This window comes from Alteromonas sp. W364, assembly GCF_031846205.1.
In the GTDB taxonomy this organism is placed as follows: Bacteria; Pseudomonadota; Gammaproteobacteria; order Enterobacterales; family Alteromonadaceae; genus Glaciecola; species Glaciecola blandensis.
This window is the reverse complement of the sequence record NZ_JAVRID010000007.1, coordinates 226,480-246,429: the sequence shown is the minus strand read 5'-3', so window position 1 is coordinate 246,429 and position 19,950 is coordinate 226,480. Positions and strand designations below refer to the sequence as shown.

At 43.6% G+C, this 19,950-nt stretch carries 11 protein-coding genes; 7 read left to right on the top strand and 4 right to left on the bottom strand.

Translation table 11 applies throughout. The features are described from left to right. Position 1 precedes the first annotated feature (1 nt). Both RM556_RS13115 and RM556_RS13110 read right to left on the bottom strand, forming a co-directional pair. Positions 2-1,612, bottom strand: a complete 1,611-nt coding sequence (locus RM556_RS13115) for a hypothetical protein (RefSeq protein WP_311374812.1) — start codon at positions 1,610-1,612, stop codon at positions 2-4. Positions 1,613-1,797: 185 nt separating this feature from the next. Next, positions 1,798-3,672: an alkaline phosphatase PhoX gene (locus tag RM556_RS13110; RefSeq protein WP_311374811.1), complete on the bottom strand. Its 1,875-nt coding sequence runs from the start codon at positions 3,670-3,672 to the stop codon at positions 1,798-1,800. Positions 3,673-4,370: 698 nt separating this feature from the next. Between RM556_RS13110 and RM556_RS13105 the strand changes: the two genes are divergently transcribed. Together RM556_RS13105 and RM556_RS13100 are read left to right on the top strand one after the other, a co-directional pair. Next, positions 4,371-7,334 carry a TonB-dependent receptor gene (locus RM556_RS13105; RefSeq protein WP_311374790.1) on the top strand — a complete coding sequence of 988 codons (2,964 nt, stop codon included), beginning with the start codon at positions 4,371-4,373 and terminating at the stop codon, positions 7,332-7,334. A gap of 331 nt (positions 7,335-7,665) precedes the next feature. Continuing rightward, a complete protein-coding gene (locus RM556_RS13100) occupies positions 7,666-8,460 on the top strand; it encodes a M15 family peptidase (protein ID WP_311362113.1) in 795 nt (264 codons plus the stop codon). Positions 8,461-8,529: 69 nt separating this feature from the next. On the opposite strand, the gene RM556_RS13095 is transcribed toward RM556_RS13100, so the two are convergent. Further along, on the bottom strand, positions 8,530-9,711 hold the full coding sequence (locus tag RM556_RS13095; RefSeq protein ID WP_311374789.1) for a serine hydrolase domain-containing protein: 1,182 nt from the start codon (positions 9,709-9,711) through the stop codon (positions 8,530-8,532). A 193-nt stretch (positions 9,712-9,904) separates the two neighbouring features. Here RM556_RS13095 and RM556_RS13090 point away from each other — a divergent pair, with 193 nt between their 5' ends. Both RM556_RS13090 and RM556_RS13085 read left to right on the top strand, forming a co-directional pair. Beyond that, positions 9,905-11,023, top strand: coding sequence for a histidine kinase (locus tag RM556_RS13090; protein ID WP_311362111.1), 1,119 nt, complete (start codon positions 9,905-9,907; stop codon positions 11,021-11,023). After that, positions 11,016-11,849 carry a LytTR family DNA-binding domain-containing protein gene (locus RM556_RS13085; RefSeq protein WP_311374788.1) on the top strand — a complete coding sequence of 278 codons (834 nt, stop codon included), beginning with the start codon at positions 11,016-11,018 and terminating at the stop codon, positions 11,847-11,849. The genes RM556_RS13090 and RM556_RS13085 overlap by 8 nt, the downstream gene beginning before the upstream one ends. Positions 11,850-11,880: 31 nt before the next feature. Here RM556_RS13085 and RM556_RS13080 read toward each other — a convergent pair whose 3' ends face one another. Continuing rightward, on the bottom strand, positions 11,881-12,105 hold the full coding sequence (locus RM556_RS13080; RefSeq protein ID WP_311374787.1) for a hypothetical protein: 225 nt from the start codon (positions 12,103-12,105) through the stop codon (positions 11,881-11,883). Positions 12,106-12,680: 575 nt separating this feature from the next. Here RM556_RS13080 and RM556_RS13075 point away from each other — a divergent pair. The 3 genes from RM556_RS13075 (at position 12,681) to RM556_RS13065 (ending at position 19,938) form a co-directional block, all read left to right on the top strand. After that, on the top strand, positions 12,681-15,563 hold the full coding sequence (locus RM556_RS13075) for a glycoside hydrolase family 16 protein (protein WP_311374786.1): 2,883 nt from the start codon (positions 12,681-12,683) through the stop codon (positions 15,561-15,563). A 13-nt stretch (positions 15,564-15,576) separates the two neighbouring features. Beyond that, positions 15,577-18,570, top strand: a complete 2,994-nt coding sequence (locus RM556_RS13070) for a TonB-dependent receptor (RefSeq protein WP_311374785.1) — start codon at positions 15,577-15,579, stop codon at positions 18,568-18,570. A gap of 105 nt (positions 18,571-18,675) precedes the next feature. Next, a complete protein-coding gene (locus RM556_RS13065) occupies positions 18,676-19,938 on the top strand; it encodes a sugar MFS transporter (protein ID WP_311362373.1) in 1,263 nt (420 codons plus the stop codon). The last annotated feature ends 12 nt before the right edge of the window (positions 19,939-19,950 follow it).

Here is a 19,950-nt window from a genome sequence, read left to right as displayed (position 1 = left end):
GTTAGTCTTCCTTCGCCAACGTCACATCGCTGTCCACATGCCAGTCCAATCGCATATCCCATTGAAATTGGTGCTCATCAAGTAAAGGTGGTTGCTCAGCGTCGATGCTTTCTAAGACATTACTTGCTTTAGTCAATGTCGCATCACGACCAAATAAATAGCTTTGCTCTTGTACAATCGTAAAATAGGCTTTATTTAAATCTCTTGCACGACTTTGTGAAGGCACAATCAACTCATATAAATTGTCAGTGTGTGCAACTTTATGATCATCTAGGTCGCCATTTTCATCGAACCAAATGGATAGCATTTCAGTGTTCTGTCTAAACTCATCGCCACCACCTACACGAGACATATAAGTAAGGTACTCGCCCACAGTTTCGCCAATATTGGGCGCATCCTTTAGTTTTTTCAGATTGATGTAACCCCATCCTTTCGAACCCGGTGCTTTACGCGCAAATGAAAAGGTTTGGTCAAAGGTCGCCCCCACTGATTTATGACAACCGTTACAATAAGCGAGTTCTTGCTCGTGTTGTGGTCGTAGTTCACCGTCTTCATTCTCGATGAAAGCATTGATTGTCCAACCAAATCCGTTATCGATGCCGCGCTCCCCTAAATATCGTGTTTGCGGCAGCTGTTCGAAATGTTTGTCTTTTGCTTCAGCATAATAGGCTGAGGCTAAACTCTCTCGAGTCCTGAATAAATGCTTCTGCATATAGCGCACTTCTTTCATCCGAGCAGACGGAACAAGTTCACCGTTTTCATTTTCAGCCAAGTAACGGACGGTGTGTAAAAATTCACTGCCTTCTGGATACAGCATATGGCTTAGCTTAAGGTGCTTCGCATCACCAAAATAGTGAGTCGGTCGCTTCAGACGAGTCAGGTGTTTTGATAAATGGCCATCGCCATCGACATCAACACCATGTAGCTGCTCATCAAACGGAAAAATAGGGATACTTGGGAGGTCTTTCATCGCCATCTCAACTGCTGCGAGATTTAAAAAGTAAATATCTTCGTTTTCTTTACCGTTCACTTGGCGAAAAATATCCGGTAGTCGGATCATAGCGTCACCAAATGAGCCATTCGTTGGCCAAAAGGTACTTGGAAAAGGTTTATAATTGTAAGCTACCCAGTTGCTGCCATCGTTTGCAAGCCCTCTATCTGAAAACGCAAGCGCCGGCTCCGCTAAATTAGCCAAATGCATATTTTGCGGCAAGACTGCTGTTGATTGCTCCAAGGCCACTTGGTAATTATCTTGTGCTACCCAAGCGTCGATTTGGTGGTCTGGGATGTCCTTGATCAAAGTTCGCCTATCTATAAATAAGTTCTTCCAACTATTTTTCAGGCCCACCTCGGAGAATTCATAGTTGCCTTGCAAGGTACCATCGCCCATTTGATTCGGGCGTTGCTCACTTCTGTCATAGCTTTGATGACATGCGTAACAAGGATTATTGACCCCTTCTGTTTTGGTATAACACTGAGGAGGGATAACCGCTTCAGGATTATAAACTTCATCATGTTCTATGTAAGCTAAGGCTGGAATCTCATCTCCCTCTGCATATGGATAGGTAATACTGGGAGATTCGTTGGAGCAAGCACTTAGGCAAAGCACCATGATGAATAAACAACTTAGCGTTTTCGACGAAGGATAGGTGATAGTCATAAAGGATCTCAATACGTACTTGTGTTAGTAATATCTGTCTTGGCTGTATTGCTGAGCAACTTTTAACGAGGCTTTCTAAACCGAAAGCAACATAAAAGCGCTCAGCTACCAATCCAATGCTTAAGTTTGTATTTAGCTTAATCAGCGGCTGGTTGATACATCCAAAGGGTATTGTTCTCTTGGAAACCATCTTCACCAATCAAGATGCGACCATCTTTCATGACTATCACGTTGTCTGGCTGAGAGAGGTTATTAACGTCACAACGTTCTGCTCCCGTTAGACTAGAGCGATATGTAGAACCCATTACCACCGGTTCAATGCGACTGATGTTGTAGCCTTCGCCTAAACGAGCGCGATAAACACCGCCACAATCTTTCACTCGCGCAGACAACTGCATATCACCTTCATCGTCGGTCATTGTATTATCAATATCAGCAATACCAATATACAGATATGCATCGGTGACTATTTCGTCCGCAATTAAGTCAACACCTTCAACAGCTTCTTTTGCTCGGTCGTGGTTAATGCTGATACCCTCAAGCTTTCTCCACTCTGCTGTCGCACCTTTTAATTTAGCGGCGGCACGTGATTCTAGGAATGCCACTCGATCATCCATCGGATCACCTGCAGTAACAGCGCTACCACCAACAGCTTCTGTCGGATATGTTGCGTCACCATCAACCCACGCCTGAACATCTGCTAAAGTAATATATGAACTTTGGCCCTCGACGAAGTCATCAGTTCCGATACCGTTATACTCATTGATCCAAGCTTGAATGGTGGTGTTGTCGCCTGACGCAATCTCAACCCATGTCACGTCAAAGCCCGTTGTTGCAGGATCATTTTGACCAACGTCTTGAACCAATTTTGCACCGTATAAAGTGCCTGCTGATAGATCTTCTGCCGTGTCTGCGACGAATTTGAAGAATACACCTCCAGTGTCATCTTGCGACAGATATACCGTCTTTCCATCTGGCATAACAGTAGCATTTTCATGCTCATAACGGCCCATGGCAAAATGTTTTACAATAACAGGTGCAGCCGAAACAGCATCGGTCACTTCCGCAATATAACCATAGTTATAAGGATTTGGTGCGTCCGGCGCGGTCATTGCCCACATACGCCCTAAGCGGCTATTATTTGCGACTTCATCTGGATCGTTCCAATCTGCATCAGTGGTGCTGTTAACGCTTGAATCAACTACCCACTCTTCTGATGTTAAAGGCGTATTCCAAGGTGTCATTGACCCGAAGCAATTAGCAGCAGTACCCCATACTGAAGAAAAATCTAGCATCATTGCTTCACTAACAGTCCAAATACCCCTGTCATCTTTTTGGACTTTCATTCGGCTCATTCCCCCTGGCAGTTCTTCCCAGTTGGAGAATAAGTAGCCTTCACCATCACCAGTTGAAACAAAACCATTGAAATCAGGCATGTCATTTTCAAGAATTAAGGTTTCATTGTCTAAAGTGTAGATGTGTCCTAGACCTGCTGGCAACATACCATCAAAGGTATCACCTGTTTGGCCTAACACTTGATACTGGCCATAGGCACTCACTACCGTTTCTCTTTCTTCCTGACTCGTTGGAACAGGTGAGTCAATCAAGGTAGCAGGTAAATTGTTAAAATTGACACCCGCTAGCACCCCAACAGTCCCTGTGTTAATTGGCGATGGACTCAGATCTGTTGTCGCAGTATTTGCGCCAGAAGGATGCTGAACATTGAAAAATAGGTCGCCTTCGTCCGTTAGGAAGATTCCCGTAACTTCCGCACCGTCTGGTACTGTTGCAATGCGTGTTAAGACACCTGAACTTTCGCCAGAAGGACCTTGATCACCCGTTGGACCTTGACCACCTGCAGGACCCTCTGCGCCTTCCGGACCTTGTGCACCATCGGCACCATTAATGCCATCAGCGCCGTCGTCACCCTCTAAAAAACAACCTGATAAGCCTAGAGACACTGCCAGTGCGAGTGCCGTGAATTTGAGTGTTGTTTGCTGTTTGTTTCTCATTGTCGTTCCCAGTTTTTTGAGTATGGCGAAACATTCTTGTTTTGCCTGATTGAAAGCCGACGCGACTCGGCGGTTTCGAGATGCCATATTTGGCTTTTTTAGTTTGGGAGGGGCTTGTGACAAATCCGTGACGTTAAGCTTTCAAAAAAATGAATGTTTCTTTACACGCCAATCATCAAATCGTCATAAAACGTTCATTTTTTAAACACCCATTCAAAAAAATAAGTTTTATGAAAAAAGAATCAAACAGACTCACTTTGGTTAACCAATTTCAAGAATTACAAAAAGCACCGACAAAAATAAGCGAAAAAAATTTTTTAATCGCTTAATAATTATACTGAAATGCAGGCAAACAATAGGGAGAGAGGCAAGGTGGAATGGGCAAAACCTCGTACTATTCACTTTGATAAAAATTAGACTTTAGGCGTATTAATCAGATAATTAAAGAAACCTTTCATATTGGTAATACAAACATTTAACAAATTAATTACCACAACATATTACCAAAAGGTTGACCTTTATGTTTTAAATTGTAAATATATCGTAAACTCCATGTAATAATAAATCACTCACAAGAGTAATAATGGCAAGAACTCAGAACGGGCGAAGCCAACTTACCAATAAAGCATAGATGGTAAACAGCAAGTATTTTTAGCAACACTTTTAAGCAAGCAACAACACACACACGGGAAGGACATATGGGACATAAACTATCAAAGGTCACCTTAGCGCTGTTATCAGCCGGTGCAATCAATATGAGCATGACAATGGCTGCTCACGCTCAAGAAGAAGAGAAAGAGGCGGCAACCGACGTAGAGGTGATTGAAATCACTGGTATCCGCAGCTCACTTTCGAGTGCTCTGGCTGAAAAGCGTGATAAAAACAACTTAGTTGAAATTATCCAAGCGGAAGATATTGGTAAACTACCTGACCAGAACTTGGCAGAGGTACTTGAAAACGTCACTGGTGTTCAGATTACCAGAACCGCCGGTGTGGGAACTGGCGTACAAATTCGAGGTACTAACGCAAACAGAACAGAGATTAATGGTGTTTCTACTGTAGGTTCAGGTTCAGGTCGTAGTGGTATTAACTTCGAAGATGTATCTGCCTCCATTATTTCTGCTGTTGAAGTGATTAAAGCGCCATCGGCTAAAACAATCGAAGGTTCTGTTGGTGGTACTATCAACCTAAGAACAATTCGTCCGCTAGAACTTGATGGTACATTGGCATCATTTAGAGTGCAGGGTGAAAATAGTAGCCTGACCACTGATAGCACATTCACTCCTAGACTTTCTGGTACTTTCGGTGATAACTGGGAAACAGACAACGGTGATGTAGGCATCGTTATTAGTGCCAGTTACATAGAACAAGACGTTACCGCTTTCCGTCCACGAGCTGACCGCGATAACTCTATTGCATCTGATAGTGGCGTTGCAAGTGCACAGTCTTTCAACTTCTTACCTATTCAGTTCTTCGTACAAGATTATGATAACTTTGAATATGAAACAGTTAACCTTGCCGGTACTATCGAATGGGCGCCAAGTGATGAACTGAAGTTCTTCTTTGACGCAGTGATCAACGATCAAGAAAGACTACAAGAGAGTTCAAGAATTCAAGCTTCTGGCGTGAGCAGTTTGCGTAACTTTGCTGTGCCAGATGAATTTGAAACAATTAACTTTGGTTCATTAGGCGGTACAAACCTAGGTTCTATAGAGGCTGCATTAAGTGGCGTTATTCCTGTTGACCTTGGTACTGATGATGATGATCCTAACTTGCGTTTCTCAAGCGATACAAACTCACGTATCACCAAAAGTGAAATTTTCAGATTAGGTGGTGAATATGAGCGTGATACTTATAAAGTGAGTGCGGAAATTTCATCTTCTAGCTCTGACACTACTACGCCTAGTTTCAATACAACACTGAACTTCATTAACCCTAATGCACCACTTGATCCAGGTGGCGCGAATGATAACAGCACACCATTCATTTATGATTTGTCTGGCGGCGCGTTAACATTTGGTGTTGCTTCAGATGCACCGTTTGGCCCATCAAGTGCTCAACTTCTTGACCCAGCAAACGTTGTTTTACGTGACGTTAACATTGGTAGAAACGTAGCAGAGAACAGTGAAGACGCGTTTCGTGTAGATTTTACTTACTACTTAGAAAATGCGATTACTTCTGTAGATGTGGGTTACCGTTATAGCAAAACGAATAGCTTACGTGACCAAATTAGCTCAAGTGTTGGTCTAAGAAGTCTGTCTGACAGCCCACGTGGTAATTTATTCGCAGACCTATTAGTTGCAGGCCCAAACAACTTTAACGAAGCAGACGGACGTGAATTGTTTGTGCGTGACTTCTTGCTCATCGACCCTGAGCAAGTTGCATCTAATCCAGATGGCGTTCTAGCGACACTACAAAATGCGATCAACCAAATTGGCGGAACGCGTAATATTAACGCACCGACTTCAAGTTCATCAGGCTTCTTCGATATCGAGGAAGAAACTAGCGCATTATATGCACAGGCAAACTTTGAACACGGCATCTTCCGCGGTAACTTCGGTGTCCGTTATTTAGAAACTGATGTTAGCTCACTAGGTAACTCAATTACTGAAGATGATGCTGGTAACGAATTGATCTCACAAGTTGTGACTGAAGGAAGCTACGATTTCTTCTTACCACGTATTAACTTGGTAGCTGATTTAGAGAATGATGTTGTTATCAGAGCAGGTTGGGGCAAAGACATTCGTCGTCCTGATTTCGATGACCTATCAACGTCAGTGACCTTCTCAACCAGTCCAAACCCTCCAGTGGCTATCGGTAACCCTGGTTTGTTGCCTGAAGAAGTGACTTCTTTCGATTTGTCTGCTGAATGGTATTTCGCCGAAGCAAGCGTGCTCAGTGTGGGTATCTTCCATAAGAAACGTAAAGACTTATTTGTTAACCAAGAAGTCAGTCCGTTTGAAGATCCAGTCACCGGTTTCCGTGATACTACAGCGCCATGTGAAGCTGGCGGTATATTCAACCCAATTGCTGACGTAAACGTATTTGGTGCTGATGGTGGTGTAGGTGTTTGTGTACCTACTTCAACGAAGATCAATGATTCTGGTGAAACCACTCAGAAAGGTATTGAAATCGCAGTTCAATATGACTTAGCTGGATTCGAGGATGAACTAGGTTGGGCATCAGGTTTTGGTGTGCTAGCTAACTACACGAAGCAAGAATTCTCTGGCGGTACAGCAGAAAACTCTGCAACCAGCCGAGCTGACGGTGTTTTTGCACTTTCTACTGGCGTTGCTGGTATAGACGTAACAGCGGTACAAGGCTTAATCGACTTGTCTGAAAATGCCTATAACTTCACTGTTTATTATGAAAAATACGGTTTGTCAGCGCGTATGCGTTACACATGGCGTGAAGCTTATCGCTCAACAGACTTTGGTAGTACATCTAGCTTCCCTTGGGGTTTCCCAGTGGTTCAAGACGACAGAGGCCAGTTGAACGCTAGTGTAAGCTATGACGTAAACGAGCAATTAAACGTCGGCATCGAAGCTGTTAACGTAACAGAGTCTGATGTCACACAATACTGTGTAAATGAAGGTGCATTACTGTGTTACCAAGGTCTAACAGACCGTCGTATCACACTTGGTGCCAGCTACCGTTTCTAAGCAGAACCTCAAGTAACACCTAGAAAGGATGCCAATAGCATCCTTTTTTTATGCCCGTCTCTTTCTTGTCATCCCAGACATTGCTAATCATCCCAGACATTTCTTGTCATCCCAGGCATTTCTTGTCATCCCAGGCATTTCTTGTCATTTCTGCGCAGGCAGAAACCTAAAAGCCACCACTTATTGCGTTACTAGCGCTTTCAGTCTACTCTGCTGGTGTGTACAAATAACACACAATATGCAGCGTATTGAAGCTGGCAGCATGTCTTCTACAAGGGCACTAGCTTTAGCAGTTATGCATCATATGGTTTTCAATAAAAAAGGAAATATGATGAATAGCAATATAATAAAATTGGCTCAATCAGAACTTAACCGGCTTTTCCATGCCAACATTGGCGTTGATGGTATCGCTGGAAAAAATACAAAAGCAGCCTTACACAGAGTCACTGTTTTACCCACCGAGTGGAATACAAAACGAAAGATTGTGGGGCTCATTCAATATGTTGCCACAATGGAAAACATCGACGCAGGTGCCATTGACGGAAAATGGGGTCCTCAAACCGAAAGTGCATATGCTGATCTTTCTTATAAGCGAGAACACGGCCGCTTGCCCGAGCCTTGGCGCCAAGATGAATTCACTGGCAGTAGTGAAGGGCAATGGCCACTTCAAAATGAAGCAGCGATGAATGCTTTTTATGGTGAAGTAGGGACCAATCAGGGCAAAGCAAACTCACCCTACCCTCTAAAACTTGCATGGCAAACTAATAAAATAGTGAATCGATTCACCTGCCACGAAAAAGTAGCGCCAGCAATTGAAAGAGTGCTTCAGAAAGTACTCACCCACTATGGATTAGAAGAAATTCAAAGACTGCGGCTAGATCTCTGGGGTGGAGCGTTAAATGTCAGAAAGATGCGTGGGGGGAGCAAATGGTCAACTCATGCTTGGGGCACATCTATAGATTGGGATCCTTCAAACAATCAACTGCGTTGGAATAAGCAAAAAGCGACACTTGCTGCACCTGAATATGATTTTTGGTGGAATTGCTGGGAAGAAGAAGGTGCGGTCTCTTTAGGCCGGGAGCAGGACCGCGATTGGATGCACGTGCAATTCGCTCGCTTGCGCTAGAGTGCCGAATGACAAACTAGCGAGGGTAAGTATCAGTGGTATGGTAGCGTATTCGCAATAATGCGAATACTACTCGCCATCTATCGCTGCTTGTACACTACGATAAAATGCGGCACGTTTGGTCGTCCACTCGCTTCCGACGGCTTTCGGCCAGTTCCCATTAGTTGCAATGATTAATTCGCGATTAGGGTCAATAAAAATACCTTGTCCAAATATCCCTTTACCTTCAAAACTACCGTCATTATTCGTCCACCATTGATAGCCATAGCCCGAAATAGAAGACCCCGTATCAGCTTGTTTGGTCACAGCAAAGTCGAACCAGTCATCAGGCACAATACTCTCGCCGTTGACTACTGCACCTTGCATGATGAATTGGCCAAAACGTGCAAAATCTCGAGTACTGGCCTGAATGCAGCAACCGCTGATTTCATGCCCTGTTCCATTTAGCACCCAAGTAGCATCTTGTTCGCTACCAATATGCTGCCAGACCTTTTCTGATAAATATTGAGACAGTTGCTTGCCTGTTGCTTGGCTAACCAGCAATCCAATTAAATTAGTTTCGCCAGTGCTATACAACCATTGTGTTCCCGGTTCAGTGGCTCTTGGCAACTGCCTGAGATAACTTGCACTAACATCAACGCCCTCAGACGGTACGTGAAAGTTAAAGCGAGAAACATCAGAATTGGGATCGCTGTAATCCTCATTCCATTGCACGCCAGATGTCATCGTTAACAATTGCTCCACAGTGACATCATCATATGCACTACCAAGCATGCTAGGAATATAGTCTGTCACCTTATCGTTGATGCTGTTGATGAATCCATCTTTAATGGCTGCCCCGACCAAGGTAGAGGTAAATGACTTTGCAACAGAAAAACTTGTCCACTTGCCTTCCTTACTGAAGCCAAGTCCATAACGCTCCAATCTGATTTTGCCTTTGTGTAAAATCACAATACCAGCCGTACGTTGTTGCTGCATATAGGCATCTATACTTTGTGAGCTCATTGGCATCTGATCGCCGACGGCTAGCTCACTCACCACTTCACCTTTTTCGATTGTGTTGTATGCCAAAATCGGCAGTTTATCGATAGCCCTGAAACCTGCATCGCGCTGAGGTACGCTCCAAAACATGACGTTTTGGTCACTGGGTAGATTCATCAGTAAGTTTTTCGTGTCTTTATCAAGGCTAAGCCAAACACCGCCAAGCGCCAACACGAGTATCAAAAAGATACCGCCAATCCATTTTTTCATTATATTTTCCAATGTTGATGATGCGAATCTACTAAGAAGTATCACCTCTAGTCGCATAGCGCGTCAACTGACTTGCCAGCCTAAGTAGCCATGAACGAAGACAAGCGTTTGGAAAGCGAGAATTTATGTCGTAGTATCTAACAGCCTATCGAGCAAGGTCAAAACAACTCTGAGATTGGAAATAGACGATATCATGCAAATTGCAGAACACAGTACACTACCCGCCGATTCTCTGCACTACTCGCAGCCTAACAAGCAGTTCTGGACACTCCAGATTGGTGCTTGGTTAGGATATTGTGCTGTGGTGTTTTTAGCCATTATTCATCCTCAGTTTGAACAGGAAAATTTCAACTTCAGTGGGCAACTTATCAACTTAGCTATTGAAACCGTCAGCGGCTTTGCATTATCAAGTGTTCAGTGGCTTATGCTCAGAAAAATAGTCCATTTACCTTTACGACTGACTTTATTCTTTAGCTTTGCGTTAGCTGCAATACTGGGCTGCGTATTCAACGTCATCAAGCTAGCTTCTTACAAATCAATTATTCACAACCAAGTATGGTACGAGCAGCTTGATATGCTTGAATTTGGTGGTTGGTTATTATTTTCCGTAGCGACTATGTATGTGTTTACCGCTATCTTTTTCATTATGTTGTACAACAACCGACTACAGAACGAGCATGAAATGCTATTGCGAGCGCAAACCTCGGCAAAAGAGGCCCAATTGGAAATGCTCCGCTATCAATTAAATCCTCACTTTATGTTCAACACGCTAAATGCCCTTTCAACTTTGATTTATAAGAATGAAAACGATAAAGCAAACGAAATGTTGGACAAACTTTGTTCCTTTTTCCGTTACTCATTGATCTCAAAGAGTGATCAGAAGAGTACTCTACAAGAAGAACTAGAGTTACTTGAGCTTTATTTATCAATAGAAAAAGTGCGCTTTGAGAGTCGTTTAAACGTTATTTTCAACATTGATGCTGAAACCAGAAAAGCCAAAGTACCTGGCTTGTTTCTACAGCCCATTGTTGAAAACGCAATAAAGTTTGGCGTCGAGGGTCGAAAGTCACCAGGCAACATTGTGGTCAGTGCCAAGAAAAAAAAAGGCACATTGATAATTGAAGTTGTTGATGATGGTCCAGAAAATAAATTAGATATATCAAAGGGATTCGGTATAGGTTTAAAAAACACGCAAGAGCGACTAAATACTATGTTCAATACGAAGTGCAATGTCAGCATTAATGAAATGGCCAATACTGGTACCAAAGTCAGTTTAAGCATGCCATTTGTCGTTGGTGATACTAATGAGTGAGAATTTGATAAGCGCAGTCATTGTAGATGACGAACCGCTCGCCATTGAGGGCTTGAAGCTGCGCCTGCAGAAAATTCCTGAAATAAACGTCATCGGTGAAGCGCAAGACGGTGACGCAGCCATTGCGCTGTGCCAAGAATTAGAACCTGATGTGCTATTCATTGACTTACAACTTCCAGGAATTAATGGCCTAGAAGTGGTTCAGGCTATTCAGGCGGATGTTATGCCGCTTGTGGTGTTTGTCAGCGCTCACAGCGAGTATGCCGTGGATGCATTTGAACTGAATGCAATTGATTATATTCTCAAGCCCGCGAATCTCGGCAGACTCCAACAAACCATCGAGCGCATTAAAGAGCGTCTTTCACCTCATGAACGTGAAGAAGAAAAGTTCAAACTCATGCGAGCATTAGGCAAAACATCCGGCCTACCCATTTCTGAGTTAGAGGAGTGGCTTGCCACTGACGGCCCATTGCCTAGCGCTTTAAAGCAAGAACTAGTGATCAAAAATTCTGACAACCAACGCGTATTTGTGCCAATGCATGAAATCAATTGGATAGATGCTGCGGGCGATTATATGTGTGTGCACACATCAAGTGAAAACTACATTGTGCGCATTACAATGAAGAAATTAACTAGCCAACTCGATGAGCGAATCTTTCAGCGCATTCATAAGTCGACAGTCGTTAATATCCATCGAATCAAGCGCATCGAAACCTTGCGCAATAATCAGAGCATTGTTGATTTGGGTGATAATATTAAGTTGAAAGTCAGTAGAAACTATAATTCAGCTATCCAGAAAATTATCAATAATCGAGGCCCAAATTAAGGAAAGTCATAAGCAAATTCATAGGGCACTGCTAGTGCTGTCTCTTCCTTTTTTCTAGGTCTTCTACTTCAACCCTGAACACTTCAGAGCGTTGATGTATAGGTAACAATTGTTGTTCGAATTCTTCGTGTGTATTCTTCAAAGCTGATCTTTCGAGGCTCATTAAGAAGTCTTTATCGTCGATAGTTGCACACCCGGATACCAAAAACGCAGCAGAAAGAGAGCATTTCAAGAATATTTTAGCTTTGAGCTTCAAATCAAATCTCCTTAGGTTATCCAGCAATACATGGAAAGCGCACGCACACTATAATGCAAGCTCAAGAGGCTCGCAAGTTTAGCTCATTCAGCCTTTATGTGATGTCTTACCGCACCCCATGATATCGCTTATTGCGGATCTGCCTGACTCGTCTGTACTTTAAATAGGATCGTAAATCTGCAGCTTAGACAATCCCATACAGATAAAAGCGCCCTTCGGGTCGTTTACAGTCAATTAACAAACCCAACTATACGAAAAACACAGCGAAAATCCACTTATCGCAAAAATGTACCCTCTTATCTTAAAATCGAAGGTACTATCACGCTAAACGCAAATAATTTTCACTATGACGCATTTGAATTGTATCTATTTGTTACATAAAGCACTATCACGTCGCAAATGTTATGAATGTGTTAATTTTAAACGACAACTCGATCAACACTTACTGACGTATGCAGCAACACAACCGTTAATGAAAGCGCTTATGCCTTGGGGCAATGCAAGGTCTAAGCGCTTGTAATTAATGTATTTGAAAGGACATTCTCCAACTGGGGTTTAACACGATGAGTATAAAAATGAATAGAATCACCATATTGGCAGGTACTGTCTCGGTTCTGGTTTTATCAGCTTGTGGCGGTGACGTAGAAACCGAAACAAATTTAGAAGCTGTAAATCCAAGTATTCCAGATGTACAACCTGTAGGCGAAGATTATACCAATAGCGATTGGCGCTTGGTTTGGAATGATGAGTTTGACGGCACATCTATTAATACCAGCAATTGGAACTATGAAGTCAATTGTGATGGTGGTGGTAACCAAGAATTTCAGTGTTACACCGACTCAGAAGAAAATGCGTTTGTGTCTGATGGCACATTAAAAATTGTCGCTAAGCTCACCGAAGGTGCGAGTGGTGAAGATGATGACTTCACTTCTGCTCGTTTGACCACTCAAAATAAAGCAGACTTCAAATACGGCCGCATCGTTATGCGCGCTAAATTGCCGATGGGTCAAGGTTCATGGCCTGCATTTTGGATGATGCCAACCGATTCAGTTTACGGTGAATGGCCGAAGTCTGGCGAAATCGATATTATGGAAGCCGTTAACCTTGGCGCGATGCGTGAAGATGGCACGCCAGAAACCAATGTTTACGGTACGCTTCACTACGGTGGTGGTCCATCAAGTGATTTTTCAGGTGCAGCTTACTCTCCTGAAGTAAGCCCGGCTTCTGATTTCAATACTTATGCAATCGAATGGCAAGAAGGCGAAATTCGTTGGTACTTCAATGACATTTTATTTGCAACACAAAGACAGTCAGAGCTCAACATTAGCTCTACTGGCGAAGTTGTTGGTTTGAATCACCGCGGTTGGTACGCAGAGCTATACAACATTGCAACCGGTGAGCTAGAAACTAACTATTCACCTGCTCCTTTCGATCAAGATTTCTTCCTCATTCTTAACTCCGCGGTTGGTGGTAACTGGCCAGCATCAGTTAATGAAACAGGCATTGATACCAGTGCGTTTGCAGGTGCTGGTCAAACATATGAAATCGATTTTGTGCGCGTTTACGAATGTACTGCTGACGCAGATACAGGACGCGGCTGTGAAACGATTAGCCCAGGATATGAAACTGACGTTGCTGATGGTGGATTTTTGGTTGAAGGCCAAGCTCCTGCTCCAAGTCTAGCGGCGGGTGAAGCAAACCCAATCACAATCTTTGATGATGTTATTGACCAAAACTGGGTTGCATGGGATTGCTGTGGTGGTTCTACTCCAGGTTTAGTTGCTGACGATGAAGATCGCGGCAATGTATACGAGTTTGAAGTACAAAATGGTAATAATGGTACGGTATTTGGTTTTATTACTCGGGCGGCATTTCTGCCACAAGATCCAACATCGGGTTCGAGCCCTACTCCTCATAATGCACTAGGCATGATTGAAAGCGGCTATGTTACCGTTGACGTGAAAGTGACTTCCGCTCCTCTAGACCCAGACTCAGTATGGCTATTTAAAATCGAAGCTGACGAGGGCAACGGTGGCGCTTGGGAAGTACCTTTAGCGAACTTCGGTCCTGAGCCAGTGGTTGGTGAATGGGCGACATACATAGTGCCTTTGCAAGAAATTGCTGATGCGGGCGTAGATTTAACATTGCTAGATGTCATTATGGTGTTCCCAGCATGGCAAACGGGCGATGGCGCTGTATTCCGTATGGATAATGTTGCGATTGAAAGCGGTGAAGAAGCATCAGGCCCGATGTTTGCAGAATTTACTGAAGGCTTCGGCGGCGCAAGCATCGACGGCGTGACTTATAGCTTCCCACTAGGTTCAGAAGTTTGGGGTGGTTTTGCTAACACTAATACTGACCTATACCCACTCAATTTTGTTAACGGTGGTACCTTAACGTTCACTGCGTCAATTCCTGATGGAGCGAATGATACTAGCATCCGCTTTGTATTCGAAAATGCACCATTCCCAGATGTAGATCCAAACTTTGCAACGGCAAACGTAGACATCGTTGGTAATCAAGCAAGAACGTACACGGTAAATATACCTCCACAAGATGCAGAAAATACCTACAGCTCATTCTTGTTGTACATCAATGAAGCCGGTAATTCAGTGAACATCCAAGATGTGAAAGTAGAAGCAAACAACCATGCAAGCATGGAAGGCTTTGGCAACGTCACATTTGATGCTGCCACTAGCACTTACACATTCCCATCAAATGCTGAAGTTTGGGGTGGTTTTGCGAACACAAACACTGATTTGTACCCCCTCAACTTTGAGCGCGGCGGCAAAGTCACTTTTACTGGTTCTATTCCTTCTGGTGAATCTGATGTAACTGTGAACTTCCGCTTCGAAAAAGCCGCGTTCCCAGATGTTGACCCAGCGTTTAGCACCGACAATGTCGTGGTGTCAGGCTTAACTGAGAAAACGTACACGGTATATATTCCACCTCAAGACGCAGAGAATACTTACAGCTCATTCCTGCTGTACTTGGTTGAGCGTGACTCACCAGTCATAATCAAGAATATTGTTGTTAGTCAGAACGAGGATGTAGCTACTTGGGAAGGTTTTGGTAACGCCACCATCGATGCAGATACAGGTGAATTTAATTTCCCTAGCAATGCAGAGGTCTGGGCTGGTTTTGCGAATACAAACACACGTGCTTACCCACTCAATTTTGAAGCTGGTGGACGCGTAGAATTTACTGCAGCTTTACCTGGTGGTGGTGCGGATACGAATGTCAGATTCCTATTCGAGAAAAACCCCTTCCCAGATGTCGATCCAAACTTCGGTGTGGGCCCGGTGACGGTTACCAGCACAACAATGACTCGATACGTGGTTGAAATTCCACCACAACCAGCAGAGAACACATTTAGCTCTTTCTTGTTGTACCTCAATGAGAATGATTCACCTGTGATTATCAAAGACGTTGTTGTAACAGCTGATCGCCCACAATAAGAGAGTAAAGAATATGAAAAACATGACTTTCCAAAAAACAAAACTAGCAACGACTATGTCGTTGCTGCTAGGGCTTTCAGTTGCAATGCCAACGATGGCTCAAGAAGATGACGCCGATGCGAACCTCGATCCGAACGTTGAAGTAATCACCGTTAAAGGAATTCGTGGTTCATTGGTGAAATCAAGCGATATCAAACGCAGTAACCAAGGTGTTGTTGACGCTATAGTTGCCGAAGAAATGGGGAAGTTCCCCGATACCAACTTGGCAGAATCGTTGCAGCGCATTACCGGTGTGTCGGTAAGCAGAGCAAACGGTGAAGGTAGTCAGATTACAGTTCGTGGATTCGGTCCAGACTTTAACTTGGTCACCTTGAATGGTCGTCAAATGCCTTCAACCGGCTTCTCACGTTCATTCAACTTTGAGAATTTTGCTTCTGAAGGTGTCAGTGCGCTTGAGGTCTACAAGACTGCTCGTGCTGATATTCCAACAGGTGGTTTGGGTGCAACAGTTAACATCGTGACTGCGCGTCCCCTTGCGCAGCCAGGTCAGCAAATATCACTTACTGCGAAAGCAAATTACGATACATCAAATGTTGAAGGCGAAGATGTCACACCTGAAATAGCTGCCTTAGTGAGTAAAACATTTTTAGATGATCGATTGGGTGTCGCTTTAACTGGATCGTTCCAACGTCGTGACTTCCAGAAGCAACAAGCAAACATTCAGGGCTGGCAGGCTAACGTTGCACTACCTGACTTAGATGCATCTCAATTCACTGACGCTCGCGCAGTTGATGAGAGTGGCGCGCCGATACAAAACTTTTTCGCACCAAATGCAGATGGCGTACTAGAAGCAACTTCCGCACATTTCTTCCCGAAAGACTTGAACTACGGAATTGAAAACGTACAACGCGAAAGAACCAATGCGCAGGCAACTATCCAATTTGCAGCAACGGATAATCTTACTTTAACCGCTGATTACACTATGAGTAATGTCGTTGCCGGTAGTAATAGCATTGGTTGGGGCATCTGGAACAACTTCGGTGGTAACGTTAATAGCTATCAACTTGATGAAAATGGTACCGCGTTATTTGCCAACATTTCTGGTGACGATGGTTCATTTACTGCGTCAAGAAGTACAACTGAGTTCGATATGGAATCTTTTGGTTTCAATGTTGATTTCCAAGCAAGAGACGATCTCAAAATAACGCTTGATTACCATGACTCGAACTCAACTATCGATAATGGTATCGACCCAGGTCTGCGCAGCGCTGGGCAAGTTATTCTTGGTTCTGCAGCATTGGACTATAAAGAGTACTCGTACTTAGAAGGCGATATTCCACAGTTTGTTATCGGTTGGAATAACGGTACTAATCAGTTAACGGCTAACGAAATCGACTCGAACTTTAGTCAATTCATTCATTCGCCGGGTGAATCAGATATTCAACAAGTACAACTTGATGTGGAATATCTTCCAGAATTTGATTTTGCAGAGTCATTAGTGAAATTAAGTGCGGGTGTGAGCAACACTCAACAAACCCTAATTGGTACAAGCGGTTGGTCAGGCTTACGTGGTGGCCCGGGTTTCAACCCTAGCTTCCCTCAGATCTTCCCTGACAACATGTTTACCTTGAATGGCACGGGTAGTTTCTTAGATCAGTTCGCCGGTGGCGGTTCAGCTTTAAGCACTGACTACTATTGGACTTACGATTTCGACGAAGCTGTGGCACGTCAAGCTGCTTACCTTACTGCTGATGTAGTGGGTAGCAATGAGTATGTAGTAGATCCTTACTACACGACTAATACCACGTCTAGCGTTGAAGAAACGACCACGGCTTTCTACATCAATTCACTTTGGGAATTTGACGTCAAAGACGTGTTTGTACAAATCAATGCTGGTATTCGCTATGAAGAAACAGATGTTATCAGTCCTTCACAAAGCAACATTGCAGAGCAAGTAAACTGGGTGGCATCTTCAGAGTGGATTACCTCTTTCTCTGGTATTCAGGAAGTGTCAAATGAAGGCGGTTACGACCTGCTATTACCAATGGTCGATATTCGCGTTGATTTAACGGATGATTTGGTTTCACGTGTTTCTTTCGGTAAGAGTGTGACTCGTGCACCATTAGGCAATTTGTTAGGTGGTTTATCACTTTCTGGTAGCCCGAAGATCGGTTCACGAACAGGTTCTCGTGGTAACACTAACTTGAAGCCTTACCAATCAACTAACTTTGATATCTCATTAGAATACTACTATGACGAAGGCAGCTATGCTTCTGTCGGTTTGTTCTGGAAACAAGTAGACGATTGGATTGAAACTTCTACGGTTGACGTGGAAATTGATGGTCTATATGACGTTTACTTAGGCCCACGTTGGAACGAAGCGGTTGCAAACATCACTAATCGCGGCGACCAAGCAACAGATACGGCTATCTTTGATGAAATGTTAGCATTGGGTTATGGCAATGCCGATGGTCAAATCGAGCCAGATCCAGCAACGGATTCATTAATAACTTGGCGTTTGAGTTCTCCAGAGAACGTTGAAGAACGTAAAACAAACGGTATTGAACTCGCAGTGCAACACTTGTTCCAAGACACTGGTTTTGGTATAGCTGCAAACGCGACGTTTGTTGACGGTGATGTTGATTACAATCCATATGTGCTTGCTGCACAAAAAGCACTATCGGGTTTGTCTGACTCAGCTAACTTCCAAGCATTTTATGAAGACGAAAAACTTTCTGTCCGATTAACCTATGCATGGCGTGATAGCTACCTTATTGGCCAAGGCCAAGGTCAAGGTACATCCGATGTTCCACCTCAATTTGCAAAAGAATATGGGCAGTGGGATATGAGTGTGAACTACGACATCGATGAAAACTTCACGGTGTTTGTAGAAGGCATCAACTTGAACAACGAAACTGAGCAACACTATGGTCGTTTTGAAGAGCAATTCTTATTTGCTGGTCAGTACGGCCCGCGTTACTCCGTTGGTGTTCGGGTAAGTATGTAACACCCTTAGCTTAAAATTAGGGCGTTTACCATAAGTAGACGCCCTCACTTCCTAACATTTAACCGCTAAATGAATAAGCCATTTACATTTTATGGAGCGTAACTCATGGCGTCTAATATGCCTAACTACGAACAAGCTGAACCACCTGTAAACAGCACTGGCAATGCAAACTCGTATGCCTTCCCCTTATTTGCGCTAACGTCTTTATTTTTTATGTGGGGTTTTATTACCTGCCTAAACGATATTTTGATCCCTTATTTAAAAGGTGCATTTGACCTTTCTTATACTCAAGCAATGCTTGTACAGTTTTGCTTTTTTGGTGCCTACTTTGTTGTATCTGTACCTGCTGGCTTCTTAGTCAGTAAAATTGGTTACAAAAAAGGGATTGTGACCGGGTTAATCATTGCAGCTGTCGGCTGTCTATTGTTTTATCCAGCTGCAGAATTGCATGTCTATGCCATTTTCCTATTTGCCTTATTTGTACTGGCCTCTGGTATTACTATTTTGCAGGTTGCTGCAAACCCTTATGTCACGGTGTTAGGCAAACCAGAAACGGCGTCGTCTCGACTCACTATGACGCAAGCATTTAATGCCTTGGGAACGACTGTTGCCCCTTTCTTTGGTGCTTTCTTATTGTTTGGCGCAACACACAACCCTGAGGCTGAAGCAGTTGCTGCTGCAGGTTCTGACTTAGTTCAATTACCCTATCTCATTCTAGCGGGTGCACTGTTGTTGCTTGCCGCTATTTTTATGTTTTTGAAACTGCCAGATCTAGGTCGCAGAGAAGAAAACAGCACACATGTTGCCGATGCTTGGAAACATAGACATTTGCGCTTTGGTGTTATCGGTATTTTCCTTTATGTAGGCGCAGAGGTTGCCATTGGTAGCTTCTTAGTGAGCTTCTTAAGTCAAAGTTCTATTGCTGGCCTAAATGAAGCGCAAGCTTCTAAAGTTATCGCATTTTACTGGGGGGGCGCGATGGTAGGCCGCTTCATTGGTGCATTAGTCATGCAGAAAATTGCAGCGGGTAAAGTACTCGCGTTCAATGCCGGCATGGTGATATTGCTAGTATTAGGTGCCATTATTTTCGATGGTAAGTTAGCAATGTGGTCATTGTTATCGGTTGGCCTTTTCAACTCCATCATGTTCCCAACCATATTTAGCTTAGCCTTAAATGGCTTAGGTCAAAGTACAGCACAGGCCTCTGGTTATTTGTGTTTAGCGATTGTAGGGGGCGCGTTAGTTCCTTTGCTACAAGGCTTTTTCGCCGACACCATGGGGCTTCAAATCTCCTTTATCGTGCCAATGCTATGTTATCTATTTATCGCGTACTACGGCTTGAAAGGCTCAACACCTCATAGAGATTAATTATTGAGACAT